Raw genomic sequence first — 14,081 nt, 5'->3', positions numbered from 1 at the left:
CTTTGCCGGCACCGGCGCCCGTCCCCGTTCCGGCACCCGCACCCTTGCCCGCGCCGCAACCCGCGCCGGTCCCCGCGCCCCAACCTGTGCCTGCGCCCGAGCCGGCACCGGCCCCCGTTCCGGCGCCGCCGGCGCCCGCTCCAGTCCCCGCCCCGCCGGCGCCCGCTCCGGTGCCCGCTCCACCGGCGCCTGCACCCGTCCCCGCGCCGCCTGCGCCCATCGCGGCGCCGCCGGCACCCGTGGCCGTTCCTGCGCCGCCCGCGGCGGCCCCGGCGCCCCTGCCGGTGCCGGGCCCTTCCGTCCCCGCCCCGGGCCCGTCCGCTCCCGCGCCCTCCGGCACGACGCCGGGAACGGCCGCACCCTCCACGGCCCCCGCGGCGCCGGGCTGGGGCGCCCCGGGAGTCGCGCCCCCGGCGGCCCCCGCCCTTCCGCCGGCCCCCGTGATCCTGCCGCCGTCGCCGCGCGCGATCGTGCCCGGCCCCTGGAACACGCAGCGCCGCAGCCTCGCCGACATGGCGAACGAGCAGCTGCGCCGCGGCAAGCCCAGGGACCTGTTGGAGCAGGGCATGGAGGAGGCGGCGCGCGAGGACTGCCTGCGCGGCGGTACCCCCGGTTCCGAACGGGGCCTGCTGAACGCACCCTCGGTGATCGGCCGCGCGATCACCGGCAACTGCCCGCGCTGAACCGAAAGGACGCACCATGGACCTGCAGCTCGCCGACAAGACCGCGCTGGTGACCGGCGCTTCCACCGGCATCGGCCGCGGCATCGCGCTGGCGCTGGCCGCCGAAGGCGTGCAGCTCGCGATCGCGGCCCGGCGCGTGAATCTGCTGGAGCAGCTGGCCGCCGACATCGTGGCGCGCGGCGGCGCGCGGCCGGTCGTGATCGGCTGCGACCTGTATGCCGACGACGCCGCGGCCACCCTGGCCGGTGCGGCGCTGCAGGGCCTGGGGCGCGTCGACATCCTGGTCAACAACGCCGGCGGCTCGCGCAGCTTCACCGACCTGCACGTCGACGAGGCGCGCTGGCAGGAAGCCATGACGCTGAACTTCCACCGCCCGCGCCAGGTCGCCGATGCGCTCATCGACGGCATGGTCGCGCGCGGCTGGGGCCGCATCATCAACATCACCGGCAAGAGCGAGCCGGAGCACGTCAACGGCGCGTTCTGCGCCAAGGCGGGGATCCACAGCTGGGCGAAGGGCCTGTCGCGCATGGTCGGCAAGCACGGGGTCACGGTGAACTGCGTGCCGCCGGGGCGCATCCACTCCGAGCAGATCCTGCGCAACTACACGCCCGAGTACCGCCAGTGGCAGTCGGAGCACGAGATCCCGGTCGGCCGGTACGGCGAGCCGGAGGAGATCGCCAACCTGGTCGCCTTCCTCGCGTCGCCGCGCGCCAGCTACATCACGGGCGCGGTCATTCCCGTGGATGGGGGTTTGCGCCGGTACCAGTTCTGAGGCCCGCCCCCTAAGCTGGGCTCCGCAAGGAGGCCCTCGCATGTCCCACGCTTTCTCCACGCGCCGCCGCCGGCTGCTGGCCGGCACCGCCGCGGCCCTGGCGCTGCCCACCCTGCGGGCGCAGGCCTGGCCCTCCCGGCCGATCCGCTTCCTCGTGCCGTTCGCGCCGGGCGGCACGTCGGAGATCGTCGCGCGCTCGGTCGCCGCCGAACTGGGCAAGCAGCTCGGGCAGAGCGTGTTCGTGGAGAACAAGCCGGGCGGCGCCGGCGTCGTGGCGATGGCCGAAGCGGCCAAGGCCGCGCCCGACGGGCACACGATCATCCTGGGCCACGTCGGCACGCTGGCGGTCAATCCGTACATGCTGGCCAACCAGCCCTACGACGTGAACAAGGACTTCCTCCCCGTCACGCTGCTGGCGAAGGTGCCCAATGTCTTCGTGATCCACCCCGACGTGCCGGCGAAGAACTTCCGCGAGTTCGTCGCCCACGCCAAGGCCCACCCCGGCAAGCTGAGCTACGGCTCGGCCGGCAACGCGAGTGCGGGCCACCTGGCGATGGAATACCTGAAGCTGGTGACCGGGATGTTCATCACGCACATCCCGTACCGCGGCACCGGCCCGCAGCTCACCGACCTGCTGGCCGGGCGCACGCAGGCGTCCTCGGCCGGCATGCCCGCGCTGGGCGCGCACATCCGCGCCGGCAAGCTGCGCGCCATCGCGGTCGGCACGCAGCAGCGCATCCCCGCGCTGCCCGACGTGCCGACCGTGCAGGAGATGGGCTACAAGGACTTCGAGACTTCCCAGTGGTACGGCATCCTCGCGCCGGCCGGCACGCCGCCCGACGTGGTCAAGCGCCTGCAGGAGGAGTCGTTGAAGGCGTTGCGGTCCAGCGCGGTGACGGAGCGGTTCGCCACCGACAACGCGGTGGGCGGCGGCGGGCCTTCCAGCGAATTCGCGTCCTTCATCGCCCGCGAGCAGGGCATCTGGAAGGACATCGTGCGGCGCGCGCAGATCAAGGCGGACTGAGGCCGCTACTTCCCTTCGCCGTCGCCCCGCTGCGCGTGCTCCTCCAGCCCGGGCCCGCGGATGCTCGGGTCGCAGTACACGGCGGATAGGGGGTGGCGCACGCCGGCCAGGTAATCCTCCAGGCAGCGCAGCACGAGCGGGCTGCGGTGGCGGTCGGCGGTGGCGCGCAGTTCGTCCGCCGTCATCCACAGCGTGCGGACGATCCCGTGGTCCAGCGCGCGGCCCTTCTCTTCCTCGCCCAGTTCGCCGGTGAAGGCGAAGCGCAGGTAGGTGATGTCCTCGCCGGTGGTCGAGCGCTGGAAGCGCGAGATGTACACGCCGAGCAGGTGGGTCGGCCGGAAGTGCCAGGCGGTCTCTTCCAACGCCTCGCGGGCGCAGCCTTCGGCCGGCGTCTCTCCCGGGTCGAGGTGGCCGGCGGGATTGTTGATGCGCAGCCCCTCCGAGGTTTCCTCCTCGATCATCAGGAAGCGGCCGCCATGCTCGATGACGGCGGCCACGGTCACGCTCGGTCGCCAACGCTGGTCCATGGTGCATTATCTTGTTTCTCAGCAGAATGGTGGCCTCACGGCCCTGCACGCTCCATGCACCGAACCGCCGCCGCCTTCCTTGCCGCACTCGCCGGCCTCGCCGCCTTCCAGGCGGCCGCCCAGGCCAACCTCCCGCCGATCCAGGCGCCCGCTCCCGCCAACCCGTACGGCCTCGGCGCGCTCTGGGCGCAGGGCGACATCGTCTCGCGCCTGACGCTGGTGATCCTGGTGCTGATGTCGCTGGCCAGCTGGTACGTGCTGCTCACCAAGCTGCTGGCGCAATCGCGCATGGGCGGCCAGGGCCGGGCGGCGAACGCCAGCTTCTGGAAGGCCGACAGCGTGCAGCAGGGTGCGGAGGGCCTGCAGCCCGGCAGCCCCTATCGCTTCATCGCGGAGTCGGCGCTGGAAGCGACGCGCAAGCACGACGGCCTGATCGGCAAGGTGGACCTGAACACCTGGGTGGCGCAGAGCATCGAGCGCGCGGTCGGCACCGTGCACAGCCGCACGCAGGAAGGGCTGGCGGTGCTGGCGACCGTCGGTTCCACCGCGTCCTTCGTGGGCCTGTTCGGCACGGTCTGGGGCATCTACAACGCACTCGTGCGCATCGGCGCGTCGGGGCAGGCGTCGATCGACAAGGTCGCCGGCCCGGTGGGCGAGGCACTGATCATGACGGCGATCGGGCTGGCGGTCGCCGTGCCCGCGGTGCTGGGCTACAACTGGCTGGTGCGCCGCAACAAGGTGGCCATGGACACGGTGCGCGCCTTCGGCTCGGACCTGCACACGGTGCTGCTCGCCACGGGCGGGCGGGGCGCGTAGATGGCGATCCGCTACGCCGCGCAGCAGGAAGGCGAGGACGCGCTGATCGCGGAGATCAACACGACCCCGCTGGTCGACGTGATGCTGGTGCTGCTGATCATCTTCCTCATCACCATCCCGGTGGTGAACAGCTCCATCGCCGTGAACCTGCCGCGCGAGCAGAACCAGCAGCGCCAGCCGCAGCAGGAGAACGTGATTGTCACCGTCGATGCGCAGGGCGGCATCTGGTGGTTCGAAACGCGGCTGCCGGACGCCTCCGGGCTGGCCGAGCTGCTGGCCAAGGTGGCGGCGATGCAGCCGCAGCCCGAACTGCACATCCGCGGCGACGTGCGCGCGGAGTACGAGCCGGTCGGCCGCGTCATCCTCGCCGCGCAGCAGGCCGGCATCGCCCGCATCGGTTTCCTCACCGAACCGCCCGGACGCTGACGCCATGCACATCCGCGCCGGCACGGAACCCGATCCCGAACCGATGGTGGACATCAACACCACGCCGCTGGTCGACGTGCTGCTGGTGTTGCTGGTGATGCTGATCATCACCATCCCGATCCAGATGCACGCGGTCGACCTGGAGATGCCGGGCCGCAACGCCCCCGTGCCGCCGCAGGCGCCGGCGGTGGTGCAGATCGAGATCGATCCGCTCGGCCGCTTCCGCTGGAATGCCGAACCGCTGGCCGATCGCGCCGCGCTCGAGGCGAAGCTGCGCGAGGCGGCGGCCCAGGCCGAGCCGCCGGAGATCCACGTGCGGCCGCACCGCCAGGCCCGCTACGACGCGGTGGCCGCGGCGCTCACCAGCGCCCGCCGGCTGGGCCTGCAGAAGATCGGCATCGTCGGGACGGAGCAGTTCGCCCGCTAGCCATGCAGGACGCCGCCCGGCAGCTGCTGATGCATGCAGTGATCCCGCTGTGGATCGCGGCCGGCCTCGCCGACTGGTGGTGCCATCGCCGCACCCGCATCGAAACCACGAGCGGCCTGGCGGAGAACCTGTTCCATTGGGTCCTGCTGGCGCAAGGCGGCGTCGCGGTGCTGGCCGCATGCCTGCTGGAAGCCAACGGCTTCGTGCTGCTGCTGGTGGCCGGCGTGTTCCTCGCGCACGAGGCGACCACCTTCCTCGAGCTGCGCTACACGGTGCCGCGCCGGGACGTGCGGCCCGGCGAGCAGATGGTGCACAGCCTGCTGGAGATCCTGCCGCTCGCGCTGCTGCTGCTGCTGGCCGTGACCGGGTGGGAACGGGCGGCGGACTTCGGCCCGAAATGGAAGTCCGCGCCGTGGCCGCCCGCCTACCTCGCGGGCGTCCTGGCGGCCGTGGCCCTGTGCAACCTCCTGCCCATGGCCGAGGAAACCCGGCGCTGCCTCAGGTCTCGTATTCCGGCGCGCCCTGGATCCACATGAAGGACTGCAGGTCGATCATGTCGCGGGCCTTGAACCCCGGCTTGCGGTCCAGGTCGCGCCGCACCACGGCGGCGAAGGTGAGCAGGTCCTGGTACTGCGGCCAGCTCGGCGCCGGCCGGTAGTCGAGCGCGTAGCCATAGAGGTGGGCCGCCTTGCGCATGGCGCGGGGCTTGAAGAACAGGTGCCGGTCGGGCCGCGCGATGAAACCGAACACCGTCGCCACCGGCCAGGTGAGCACCTTGCTCTGGCGCTGCGGCAGGTCGCCGAGCGCCTCGATCCAGTCGTTGAAGCGCCGCTGCGACGAACCGTGCCCATAGAGGAAGGCATACAGCTCGGTCGCGAACAGGCGCGCCCCGGCCGGGGTCTTCACCGCGTCGCGCAGGGCCATGCGCTCGAAGGAGAACAGCAGGTTGGAGCGTGACTCGATGCGCACGGCCGCATCCGCGACGGCGCGGAATTCGCCGCGTGCCAGCAGCTTGCGGAAGGTCGCGGGCGCCAGTTCGGCCTCCCACTCGATGTGGGCGCGCTCCTTGTACGCGCGCTCCGCGACGAGGTAGGTCTCGTCCTCGAAACCTTCGGGATAGAACAGCTCGAACTTGCGGCGGCAATGCGCCGCGCCAAGGTAGATGACGTTGTTTGCGCCGGCTCCGGAGAGGGGGAAGGGAAGGAAAGCTGCTCGTGCCATGCGGTCAGTGTTCGGCACCGGTCTAGCTCATCCACGTCGGACACCCACCCACCGGCCTGTAGGACTCAGCCTTCGCGGGACAGAAGCAGCTCCGAAATTTCAGATGGTGCACCGAAGCGCTTGGGTGGACCCCAATACCCCGTGCCACGGCTGACGTAGACCTTCAAACGGCCGAGCTGGTGCAGCCCGGCCGTGTACGGCTGCTGCAGGGGCACGAAGAAGCTCCAGGGGAAGAACTGGCCGCCGTGGGTGTGCCCGGAGACCTGCAGGTCGAAGCCCGCGGCCGCCGCCGCCGCTGCGCTGCGTGGCTGGTGCGCCAGCAGCACGCGGGCTGCACCCGCGGGCGCACCGCGCAGTGCGGCCTCCGGATCGCTGCGGTGGCCGGCATCGAAGTGCCCGCCGGTGAAGTCGGTGACGCCCGCCAGCACCAGCGGTGCGTCGCCGTGCCGCAGCACCACGTGCTCGTTGTGCAGCACGCGCAGCCCGAGGCGCTGCACCTCCTGCACCCAGGCGTGCACGCCGGCGTAGTACTCGTGGTTGCCGGTCACGAAGTAGACGCCGTGGCGGGCACGCAGTTGCGCCAGCGGCGCCACGTGCTCGCGCAGTTCCGGCACGCTGCCGTCCACCAGGTCGCCGGTGACCGCGACGATGTCCGGCTGCAGCGCGTTCACCCGGTCGACGATCTTCTGCAGGTAGCCGTGCTTGATGGTCGGCCCGACGTGGATGTCCGAGATCTGCACGATCCGCAGGCCTTCCAGCCGCGGGTCCAGGCCCGCCAGCGGGATGCGGACTCGCCGCACGGCGGCCGTGCGTCGCGCATTGAAGAAGCCGATGGCGGTCGACGCCAGCGCCGCGAGCGGCACGCCGGCCGCGCTGGCCCGGCGCCAGCCCGCGGAATCCAGGCCCGCGAGCCCGGCCACCAGCAGCGACACGTCGCGCAGGAGGGTCAGGACGAACAGGGAGGAGAACAGCCCCAGCGCCACCATGCCCACCCACACCAGGCGGTCGGTCCACGGCGGCTGCAGCAGGCGGCGCGCCACCATGCCCGACGGGACCAGCAGGGCCGACGCGACCAGGACCGCCCCGAATGCGATGCCCGCCGGCGTCGAGCCCAGGTCGGGAAGGAGGCGCGCGCCGATGTACAGGTGCAGGACGGCGGAGAAGGCGAAGAGGGTGGCGAGCGACATGGAGGTCCCTTCAGGTGCGGGCGGCGGCGCCGGGTGCAAGTGTCTTGCGTCCTGGTGACGCAGAGCTCGACAACCTTTCATGTAAGCTTGCGTTCAGCAACGGTCCCGCGCAGGGGCACGCGACAAGATCAACGTATCCTCAGAGGAGAAGCCTCATGCAGATCGGCGTCTCCGCCGGAACCCCGGCGGCGGAACCACGCGCGTCCGACACCCCGCCAGTGGCCGTGCCCGGCCTGCTGATCGGCGTGCCGAAGGAAACCGCCCCGGGCGAGAAGCGCGTGGCCACCGTCCCCGACGTCGTCCAGAAGCTGGTCAAGCTGGGGTTTTCCGTGGCGGTCGAGAGCGGCGCCGGCGATGCCGCGAACTTCGCGGACGACACCTACCGCGCCGCCGGCGCGCAGGTCGTGCCGACGGCCGCGGAGGTCTGGTCGCGCAGCGACATCGTGTTCAAGGTCCGCCCGCCGAGCCCCGCAGAGGTGGACGCATTGCGTGAAGGCGCGACGCTCGTCGGCTTCGTCTGGCCGGCGCAGAACCCGGAACTCATGCAGCAGCTGGCGGCCCGGCGCGCCACGGTGCTCGCCATCGACGCGCTGCCGCGCCAGCTCTCGCGGGCCCAGAAGATGGATGCCCTGACCTCGATGGCCGGCATCAGCGGCTATCGCGCCGTCATCGAGGCGGCCAACGCCTTCGGCCGCTTCTTCAACGGCCAGGTGACGGCCGCCGGCAAGATCCCGCCGGCGCGCGTGTTCATCGCCGGCGCCGGCGTGGCCGGCCTCGCGGCGATCGGCACGGCGGCCAACCTGGGCGCGATCGTGCGGGCCAACGACACCCGGGCCGAAGTGGCGGACCAGGTGGTGTCCCTGGGCGGCGAATTCGTGAAGGTCGACTACGAGGAAGAGGGCTCCGGCGGCGGCGGCTACGCCAAGGTCATGAGCGAAGGCTTCCAGCAGGCCCAGCGCGAGATGTATGCGCGCGAGGCGAAGGACGCCGACATCATCATCACGACGGCCCTCATCCCTGGCAAGCCCGCGCCCAAGCTGATCACCGCCGAGATGGTGCGGACCATGAAGCCGGGCAGCGTCATCGTGGACATGGCGGCCGAACAGGGCGGCAACTGCGAGCTGACCGAGCCCGGGCAGGCGGTGGTGAAGCACGGCGTGACGATCATCGGCTACACCGACCTCGTGAGCCGCCTGGCCAAGCAGTCTTCCACGCTGTATTCGAACAACCTGCTGCGCCTGGCCGAGGAGCTGTGCAAGGGCAAGGACGGCCGCATCGACGTCAACATGGAGGACGACGCGATCCGCGGCCTCACGGTGATCAAGGAAGGCGAGATCACCTGGCCCGCCCCGCCGCCCAAGCTGCCGGCCGCCAAGCCCCCGGCGAAGCCCGCGGCGGTCGCGGCGGCGCCCAAGGCGCACGGCCACGGACCGGGCGAGCCGATGGCGGCGAAGACGCTCGCCATCGTGTTCGGCGTCGGCGCGCTGCTGTTCCTGCTGGTGGGCCTGTTCGCACCGGCCAGCTTCCTGGCGCACTTCACCGTCTTCGTGCTGGCCTGCTTCGTCGGCTACATGGTGGTCTGGAACGTGACCCCTTCGCTGCACACCCCGCTGATGAGCGTGACCAACGCGATCTCCTCGATCATCGCCATCGGCGCGCTGATCCAGGTGGCCCCGCCGCTGGCCGGCGGCACGGCCGACCGGCCCTCGGGCCTGATCCTCGTGCTGGCCGTGCTGGCGCTGACCCTGACGGCCATCAACATGTTCGGCGGCTTCGCCGTGACCCGTCGCATGCTGGCGATGTTCCGCAAATAAGAAGAGCCCAGACGCCATGACCGCCAGCCTCGCCACCGTCGCCTACATCGGCTCGATCATCCTGTTCATCCTGAGCCTCGGGGGCCTGTCCAACCCGGAGACGGCCCGCCGCGGCAACCTGTTCGGCATCATCGGCATGGCCGTGGCCGTGCTGGCCACCGTGCTGGGCCCGCGCGTCACGCCGGCCGGCTACGCGTGGATCGTCGGCGCCCTCGTCGTCGGTGCGGCCATCGGCCTCATCGCCGCGAAGAAGGTGCAGATGACGCAGATGCCCGAGCTGGTCGCGCTGATGCACAGCCTGGTGGGCCTGGCGGCCTGCCTCGTGGGCTTCGCCAGCTACGTGGACACCTCCACCGTCTTCCCGACGCCGGCCGAGAAGACGATCCACGAAGTGGAGATCTACATCGGCATCCTGATCGGCGCGGTGACCTTCTCCGGGTCCATCGTGGCCTTCGGCAAGCTGTCGGGCAAGATCGGCGGCAAGCCGCTGCTGCTGCCGGGCCGCCACTGGATCAACCTGGCCGGGCTGCTGCTGGTGGTCTGGTTCGGGCGCGAGTTCCTGCGCGCCGGCAGCATCGACGCCGGCATGGTGCCGCTGCTGGTGATGACCGTCATCGCACTGCTGTTCGGCATCCACATGGTGATGGCCATCGGCGGCGCCGACATGCCGGTGGTGGTGTCCATGCTCAACAGCTACTCGGGCTGGGCGGCCGCGGCCACCGGCTTCATGCTGAGCAACGACCTGCTGATCGTTGTCGGCGCGCTGGTCGGCTCCTCGGGCGCCATCCTGTCGTACATCATGTGCCGCGCGATGAACCGCAACTTCCTCAGCGTGATCGCCGGCGGCTTCGGCACCGGTGGCGGCGCGCCGACGGCTGCGGCCGGCGGCAGCGAGCCGGCGGGCGAGGTGTCGCCCATCGCCGCCGTCGAGACGGCGGAGCTGCTGCGCGAAGCCCGCAGCGTGATCATCGTGCCCGGCTACGGGATGGCGGTGGCCCAGGCCCAGCACACGGTCTACGAGATCACCCGGCACCTGCGCGAGCAGGGCGTCACGGTGCGTTTCGGCATCCACCCGGTGGCCGGCCGCATGCCCGGGCACATGAACGTGCTGCTGGCCGAAGCCAAGGTGCCCTACGACATCGTGCTGGAGATGGACGAGATCAACGAGGATTTCCCGCAGACGGACGTCGCCATGGTGATCGGCGCCAACGACATCGTGAACCCCGCCGCGCAGGACGACCCGTCCAGCCCGATCGCCGGCATGCCGGTGCTGGAGGTCTGGAAAGCCAAGACCTCCATCGTGATGAAGCGCAGCATGGCGTCCGGCTATGCGGGGGTGGACAACCCGCTCTTCTACAAGGACAACAACCGCATGCTGTTCGGCGATGCCAAGAAGATGCTCGACGAGGTCCTGGCGGCGCTGAAGTCATAGAGAATCGCGCACCGGAACAGAACAGAGAAGGAGACCCGGAATGACCAACCGCCCCTGGCTGGGCGCCTACCCGCAAGGCGTGCCGCACGACATCGACCCCTCCCAGTACCAGTCCCTGGTGCAGCTGATGGAGGAGAGCTTCCAGAAGTACGCGGCGCGGCCGGCCTATTCGTTCATGGGCAAGGAAGTCAGCTTCGGCGAGACCGATTCGCTCAGCCGCGCCTTCGCCGCCTTCCTGCAGGGGCTCGGCCTGGTCAAGGGCGACCGCGTCGCGATCATGATGCCCAACGTGCCGCAGTACCCCGTGGCGGTGGCCGCCATCCTGCGCGCCGGGTTCGTCGTGGTCAACGTCAACCCGCTCTACACCCCGCGCGAGCTGGAACACCAGCTGAAGGACTCCGGGTCCAAGGCGATCGTCATCATCGAGAACTTCGCGGCGACGCTGCAGCAGTGCATCGCGAACACGCCGGTCAAGCACGTGGTGCTGGCGACCATGGGCGACATGCTCGGCGGCCTGAAGGGTTCGCTGGTGAACTACGTGGTGCGCAAGGTGAAGAAGATGGTGCCGGCGTACAGCCTGCCCCAGGCGGTGAAGTTCCGCGACGCCATCACGCAGGGCCAGCGCGGCACGCTGCGCAAGCCGGAGATCAAGCCCGACGACGTCGCCGTGCTGCAGTACACCGGCGGCACCACCGGCGTGTCCAAGGGGGCGGTGCTGTTGCATCGCAACGTGATCGCCAACGTGCTGCAGTCCGAAGCCTGGAACCAGCCGGTGATGAGCAAGGTGCCCGGCAGCGAGCAGCCCACGGGCATCTGCGCGCTGCCGCTGTACCACATCTTCGCCTTCACGGTCGGGATGATGCTGTCCATGCGCACGGGCGGGAAGCTGATCCTGATCCCCAATCCGCGCGACCTGCCGGCGGTGCTGAAGGAGCTTTCCAAGCACAAGTTCCACAGCTTCCCCGCCGTCAACACGCTCTTCAACGGCCTGGCCAACCATCCCGATTTCGGCAAGGTGGACTGGAGCAACCTCAAGGTCTCCGTCGGCGGCGGCATGGCGGTGCAGGGCGCCGTCGCCAGGCTGTGGCTGGAGAAGACGAAGTGCCCGATCTGCGAAGGCTACGGCCTGTCGGAGACGTCGCCCTCGGCCAGCTGCAACCCGGTGACCAGCACCGAGTTCACCGGCACCATCGGCGTGCCGCTGCCGTCCACGTCCATGAAGTGCATCGACGACGACGGCAACGAGGTGCAGGTCGGCCAGCCGGGCGAGATCGCCATCAAGGGCCCGCAGGTGATGGCGGGCTACTGGCAGCGTCCGGACGAGACCGCCAAGGTCATGACGGCCGACGGCTACTTCAAGAGCGGCGACATCGGCATCATGGACGAGCGCGGCTTCTTCAAGATCGTCGACCGCAAGAAGGACATGGTGCTGGTCTCCGGCTTCAACGTGTACCCGAACGAGGTCGAGGAAGTCGTCGCCATGCTGCCCGGCGTGCTGGAGTGCGCCGTGGTCGGCGTGCCGGACGAGAAGACCGGCGAGGCCGTGAAGCTGGTGATCGTGCGCAAGGATGCGTCCCTGACCGAGGAGAAGGTCAAGGAGTACTGCCGCGCCAACCTCACCGGCTACAAGCAGCCGCGCGTGGTCGAGTTCCGCACCGAGATGCCGAAGACGCCCGTGGGCAAGATCCTGCGGCGCGAACTGCGCGACAAGAAGTAGTTTCCTCCTCCTTCCCCCTCCGGGGGAAGGTCGGATGGGGCGCCCCCACCCCAGCCCTCCCCCGGCGGGGGAGGGAGCAAAATCCCCGCATGCGCACCGCCATCGTCGCCGCCATGCACCAGGAGCTCGCCGCGGTGCTGGCGCTGCTGCCCGACGAGCAGAAGCAGGCCGCGGCCGGCCGCGAGTTCTGGGTCGGCCACCTGCACGGGCAGGAGGTGGTCGCCGTGCTCTCGCGCATCGGCAAGGTGGCGGCGGCGACCACCGCCACCGCCCTCATCGAGCGCTTTCACGTGGACCGCATCGTCTTCACCGGCGTGGCCGGCGGCATCGGCCGCGGCGTGCACCGGGGCGACGTGGTCGTGGCCAACGGTTTCCTGCAGCACGACCTGGACGCCTCGCCGATCTTTCCGCGCTACGAGGTGCCGCTTTACGGCACCGACCGGTTCGCCACCGACGCCGCGCTGACGCAGGCGCTGGAGGCCGCGGTCCGCCGGGCGCTGCCGGGCACCCACCTGCACCGGGGGCTGGTCGCCAGCGGCGACCGCTTCGTCTCCAGCGCGGCGGAGAGCCGGGCGCTGCACTTCGCGTTGCCCGACGTGCTGGCGGTGGAGATGGAAGGCGCCGCCTTCGCCCAGGTGTGCCACGACTACCGCGTGCCTTTCGCGGCCGTGCGCACCGTGTCCGACCGCGCCGACGACGCGGCCCATGGCGATTTCCTGCAGTTCATCGAGGACGTGGCGAGCCGGCATTCGGCCGCCATCGTCGAGGCCTTCCTGGCCGGCGGCTAGCGCAGCCAGCCGCGCTTGCGGAAGTACAGCATCGGTCCCAGCGCCGAAGCGACCATCAGGCCGAGCGAAAAGGGATAGCCCCAGCGCTGGGTGAGCTCGGGCATGAACTGGAAGTTCATGCCGTAGATGCTGGCGATCAGCGTGGGGGGCAGCAGGGCGACGCTGGCCACCGAGAAGATCTTGATGATCTTGTTCTGGTTGATGTTGATGAAGCCGACGATGGCGTCCATCAGGAAGTTGATCTTGTCGAACAGGAAGGCCGTGTGGCTGTCCAGCGATTCGATGTCGCGCAGGATCTGCCGGGCCTCCTCGAACTGCTCGGCCGTGAGCATGCGGCTGCGCATCATGAAGCTCACCGCGCGGCGCGTGTCCATCATGTTGCGGCGGATGCGCCCGTTCAGGTCTTCCTGCCGGGCGATGGCTTCGAGCGCCTCGCCGGCCAGGGTGTCGGTCACCTCGCCGGACAGCACCTGCTTGCTGACCTTCTCCAGGTCGTCGTAGATGCCTTCCAGCGTGTCGGCGGAGTATTCCGCGTCGGCGTCGAACAGCTTGAGCAGGACTTCCTTCGCGTCCTCGATCAGGCCCGGTGCGCGGCGCGCCCGCAGCCGGAGCAGCCGGAACACGGGCACGTCCTCGTCGTGGATGGAGAACAGCACGCCATGGCTCTTGGCCGAGTCGTTCAGCAGGTTCAGGACGAAGGCGACGCGCACCGTGCGAGGCTCGTCGTCGTTGCCGCCGGCCAGCAGGAAGTCGCTGCGGATGTGGAGGTCGCCGTTGTCCTCTTCGTAGAAGCGCGCGGATTCCTCGATGTCCTCGTCCATCGCGTCTTCCGGGATGGACAGGCCGTAGTACTGCTTGACCCAGCGCTTCTCCTCCAGCGTCGGCGACTCGAGGTCGACCCAGATCGGCTTGAAGCGGGAGAGCTCCTCGAGCGACTCGATCTCTTCCTGGAAGAGCCGGCCGTTGACGAGCGTGAAGATGTTGAGCATGGGGCTCGGACTCCAGGATTCCGGACGCGGGGCTGGGCGGGTGAGTGCAGCTCTCCGAGAAATTGGAATCTGACCCCAATTCTCGGAAAGCTACCGACTAGGGTCGATTTCCAAGGAAGGCTCCTTCGAGGATGGGCGCGATTATGCCGCGCTGCAGCGAGGCCGCCGGGGTGTTCGCCTGACGGCGTACGGCTGGGCTGGGCCCGAAGGACAAATCCTACACGGCTGGGCCAGAACGTCCGACACCACGGCTCAGGA

At 70.0% G+C, this 14,081-nt stretch carries 15 protein-coding genes; 11 read left to right on the top strand and 4 right to left on the bottom strand.

What is annotated here, in order from left to right:
* The first annotated feature begins 440 nt into the window (after positions 1-440).
* Genes IM787_RS04810 through IM787_RS04800 form a run of 3 tightly spaced genes read left to right on the top strand, consistent with a single transcriptional unit; the run spans position 441 to position 2,479 of the window.
* Positions 441-683, top strand: coding sequence for a hypothetical protein (locus tag IM787_RS04810; RefSeq protein WP_193675467.1), 243 nt, complete (start codon positions 441-443; stop codon positions 681-683).
* Between the two features lie 16 nt (positions 684-699).
* The gene (locus IM787_RS04805) at positions 700-1,455 is read left to right on the top strand and encodes an SDR family oxidoreductase (RefSeq protein ID WP_193675466.1); all 756 of its coding nucleotides are present in this window, start codon (positions 700-702) and stop codon (positions 1,453-1,455) included.
* 40 nt (positions 1,456-1,495) lie between these two features.
* Positions 1,496-2,479, top strand: coding sequence for a Bug family tripartite tricarboxylate transporter substrate binding protein (locus tag IM787_RS04800; RefSeq protein ID WP_193675465.1), 984 nt, complete (start codon positions 1,496-1,498; stop codon positions 2,477-2,479).
* A gap of 5 nt (positions 2,480-2,484) precedes the next feature.
* Here the strand turns inward: IM787_RS04800 and IM787_RS04795 are convergent, their stop codons facing one another.
* Positions 2,485-3,006 carry an NUDIX hydrolase gene (locus tag IM787_RS04795; protein ID WP_193675464.1) on the bottom strand — a complete coding sequence of 174 codons (522 nt, stop codon included), beginning with the start codon at positions 3,004-3,006 and terminating at the stop codon, positions 2,485-2,487.
* 54 nt (positions 3,007-3,060) lie between these two features.
* On the opposite strand from IM787_RS04795, the gene IM787_RS04790 reads away from it, so the two are divergent.
* Genes IM787_RS04790 through IM787_RS04775 form a run of 4 tightly spaced genes read left to right on the top strand, consistent with a single transcriptional unit; the run spans position 3,061 to position 5,211 of the window.
* Positions 3,061-3,822, top strand: a complete 762-nt coding sequence (locus tag IM787_RS04790) for a MotA/TolQ/ExbB proton channel family protein (RefSeq protein ID WP_193675463.1) — start codon at positions 3,061-3,063, stop codon at positions 3,820-3,822.
* Positions 3,823-4,248: an ExbD/TolR family protein gene (locus IM787_RS04785; protein ID WP_193675462.1), complete on the top strand. Its 426-nt coding sequence runs from the start codon at positions 3,823-3,825 to the stop codon at positions 4,246-4,248.
* A gap of 4 nt (positions 4,249-4,252) precedes the next feature.
* The gene (locus IM787_RS04780; protein WP_193675461.1) at positions 4,253-4,675 is read left to right on the top strand and encodes an ExbD/TolR family protein; all 423 of its coding nucleotides are present in this window, start codon (positions 4,253-4,255) and stop codon (positions 4,673-4,675) included.
* Positions 4,676-4,677: 2 nt separating this feature from the next.
* Entirely contained in the window at positions 4,678-5,211 is a 534-nt protein-coding gene (locus IM787_RS04775) for a hypothetical protein (protein WP_193675460.1), read from the top strand.
* Here the strand turns inward: IM787_RS04775 and IM787_RS04770 are convergent.
* Positions 5,174-5,896, bottom strand: a complete 723-nt coding sequence (locus IM787_RS04770; protein ID WP_193675459.1) for a hypothetical protein — start codon at positions 5,894-5,896, stop codon at positions 5,174-5,176. The genes IM787_RS04775 and IM787_RS04770 overlap by 38 nt on opposite strands.
* A 65-nt stretch (positions 5,897-5,961) precedes the next feature.
* Positions 5,962-7,083 carry a metallophosphoesterase gene (locus IM787_RS04765; protein ID WP_193675458.1) on the bottom strand — a complete coding sequence of 374 codons (1,122 nt, stop codon included), beginning with the start codon at positions 7,081-7,083 and terminating at the stop codon, positions 5,962-5,964.
* Between the two features lie 155 nt (positions 7,084-7,238).
* Here IM787_RS04765 and IM787_RS04760 point away from each other — a divergent pair, with 155 nt between their 5' ends.
* The 4 genes from IM787_RS04760 to IM787_RS04745 all read left to right on the top strand — a co-directional run bounded on the left by IM787_RS04760 (position 7,239) and on the right by IM787_RS04745 (position 12,834).
* On the top strand, positions 7,239-8,897 hold the full coding sequence (locus IM787_RS04760) for a Re/Si-specific NAD(P)(+) transhydrogenase subunit alpha (RefSeq protein WP_193675457.1): 1,659 nt from the start codon (positions 7,239-7,241) through the stop codon (positions 8,895-8,897).
* A gap of 16 nt (positions 8,898-8,913) precedes the next feature.
* Positions 8,914-10,329: a Re/Si-specific NAD(P)(+) transhydrogenase subunit beta gene (gene pntB, locus IM787_RS04755; protein WP_193675456.1), complete on the top strand. Its 1,416-nt coding sequence runs from the start codon at positions 8,914-8,916 to the stop codon at positions 10,327-10,329.
* Between the two features lie 40 nt (positions 10,330-10,369).
* Positions 10,370-12,046 (top strand): long-chain-fatty-acid--CoA ligase, encoded by a 1,677-nt coding sequence (locus IM787_RS04750; protein ID WP_193675455.1) that lies wholly within the window; start codon positions 10,370-10,372, stop codon positions 12,044-12,046.
* 89 nt (positions 12,047-12,135) lie between these two features.
* On the top strand, positions 12,136-12,834 hold the full coding sequence (locus IM787_RS04745) for a 5'-methylthioadenosine/adenosylhomocysteine nucleosidase (RefSeq protein ID WP_193675454.1): 699 nt from the start codon (positions 12,136-12,138) through the stop codon (positions 12,832-12,834).
* Here IM787_RS04745 and corA read toward each other — a convergent pair.
* Positions 12,831-13,823 carry a magnesium/cobalt transporter CorA gene (gene corA / locus IM787_RS04740; protein ID WP_193675453.1) on the bottom strand — a complete coding sequence of 331 codons (993 nt, stop codon included), beginning with the start codon at positions 13,821-13,823 and terminating at the stop codon, positions 12,831-12,833. The genes IM787_RS04745 and corA overlap by 4 nt on opposite strands.
* Positions 13,824-14,081: the final 258 nt, after the last annotated feature.

Origin of the sequence: Ramlibacter pallidus, assembly GCF_015070875.1 — a bacterium.
Taxonomy (GTDB): Bacteria; Pseudomonadota; Gammaproteobacteria; order Burkholderiales; family Burkholderiaceae_C; genus Ramlibacter; species Ramlibacter pallidus.
This window is presented reverse-complemented; position numbering and strand designations above follow the sequence as displayed.

Bases quoted from the DNA above. Each gene is read 5' to 3' on its own strand.
- IM787_RS04805 (WP_193675466.1), top strand. From the start codon at position 700: ATGGACCTGCAGCTCGCCGACAAGACCGCGCTGGTGACCGGCGCTTCC.
- IM787_RS04800 (WP_193675465.1), top strand. From the start codon at position 1,496: ATGTCCCACGCTTTCTCCACGCGCCGCCGCCGGCTGCTGGCCGGCACC.
- IM787_RS04795 (WP_193675464.1), bottom strand. From the start codon at position 3,006: ATGGACCAGCGTTGGCGACCGAGCGTGACCGTGGCCGCCGTCATCGAG.
- IM787_RS04790 (WP_193675463.1), top strand. From the start codon at position 3,061: ATGCACCGAACCGCCGCCGCCTTCCTTGCCGCACTCGCCGGCCTCGCC.
- IM787_RS04785 (WP_193675462.1), top strand. From the start codon at position 3,823: ATGGCGATCCGCTACGCCGCGCAGCAGGAAGGCGAGGACGCGCTGATC.
- IM787_RS04780 (WP_193675461.1), top strand. From the start codon at position 4,253: ATGCACATCCGCGCCGGCACGGAACCCGATCCCGAACCGATGGTGGAC.
- IM787_RS04775 (WP_193675460.1), top strand. From the start codon at position 4,678: ATGCAGGACGCCGCCCGGCAGCTGCTGATGCATGCAGTGATCCCGCTG.
- IM787_RS04770 (WP_193675459.1), bottom strand. From the start codon at position 5,896: ATGGCACGAGCAGCTTTCCTTCCCTTCCCCCTCTCCGGAGCCGGCGCA.
- IM787_RS04765 (WP_193675458.1), bottom strand. From the start codon at position 7,083: ATGTCGCTCGCCACCCTCTTCGCCTTCTCCGCCGTCCTGCACCTGTAC.
- IM787_RS04760 (WP_193675457.1), top strand. From the start codon at position 7,239: ATGCAGATCGGCGTCTCCGCCGGAACCCCGGCGGCGGAACCACGCGCG.
- pntB (WP_193675456.1), top strand. From the start codon at position 8,914: ATGACCGCCAGCCTCGCCACCGTCGCCTACATCGGCTCGATCATCCTG.
- IM787_RS04750 (WP_193675455.1), top strand. From the start codon at position 10,370: ATGACCAACCGCCCCTGGCTGGGCGCCTACCCGCAAGGCGTGCCGCAC.
- IM787_RS04745 (WP_193675454.1), top strand. From the start codon at position 12,136: ATGCGCACCGCCATCGTCGCCGCCATGCACCAGGAGCTCGCCGCGGTG.
- corA (WP_193675453.1), bottom strand. From the start codon at position 13,823: ATGCTCAACATCTTCACGCTCGTCAACGGCCGGCTCTTCCAGGAAGAG.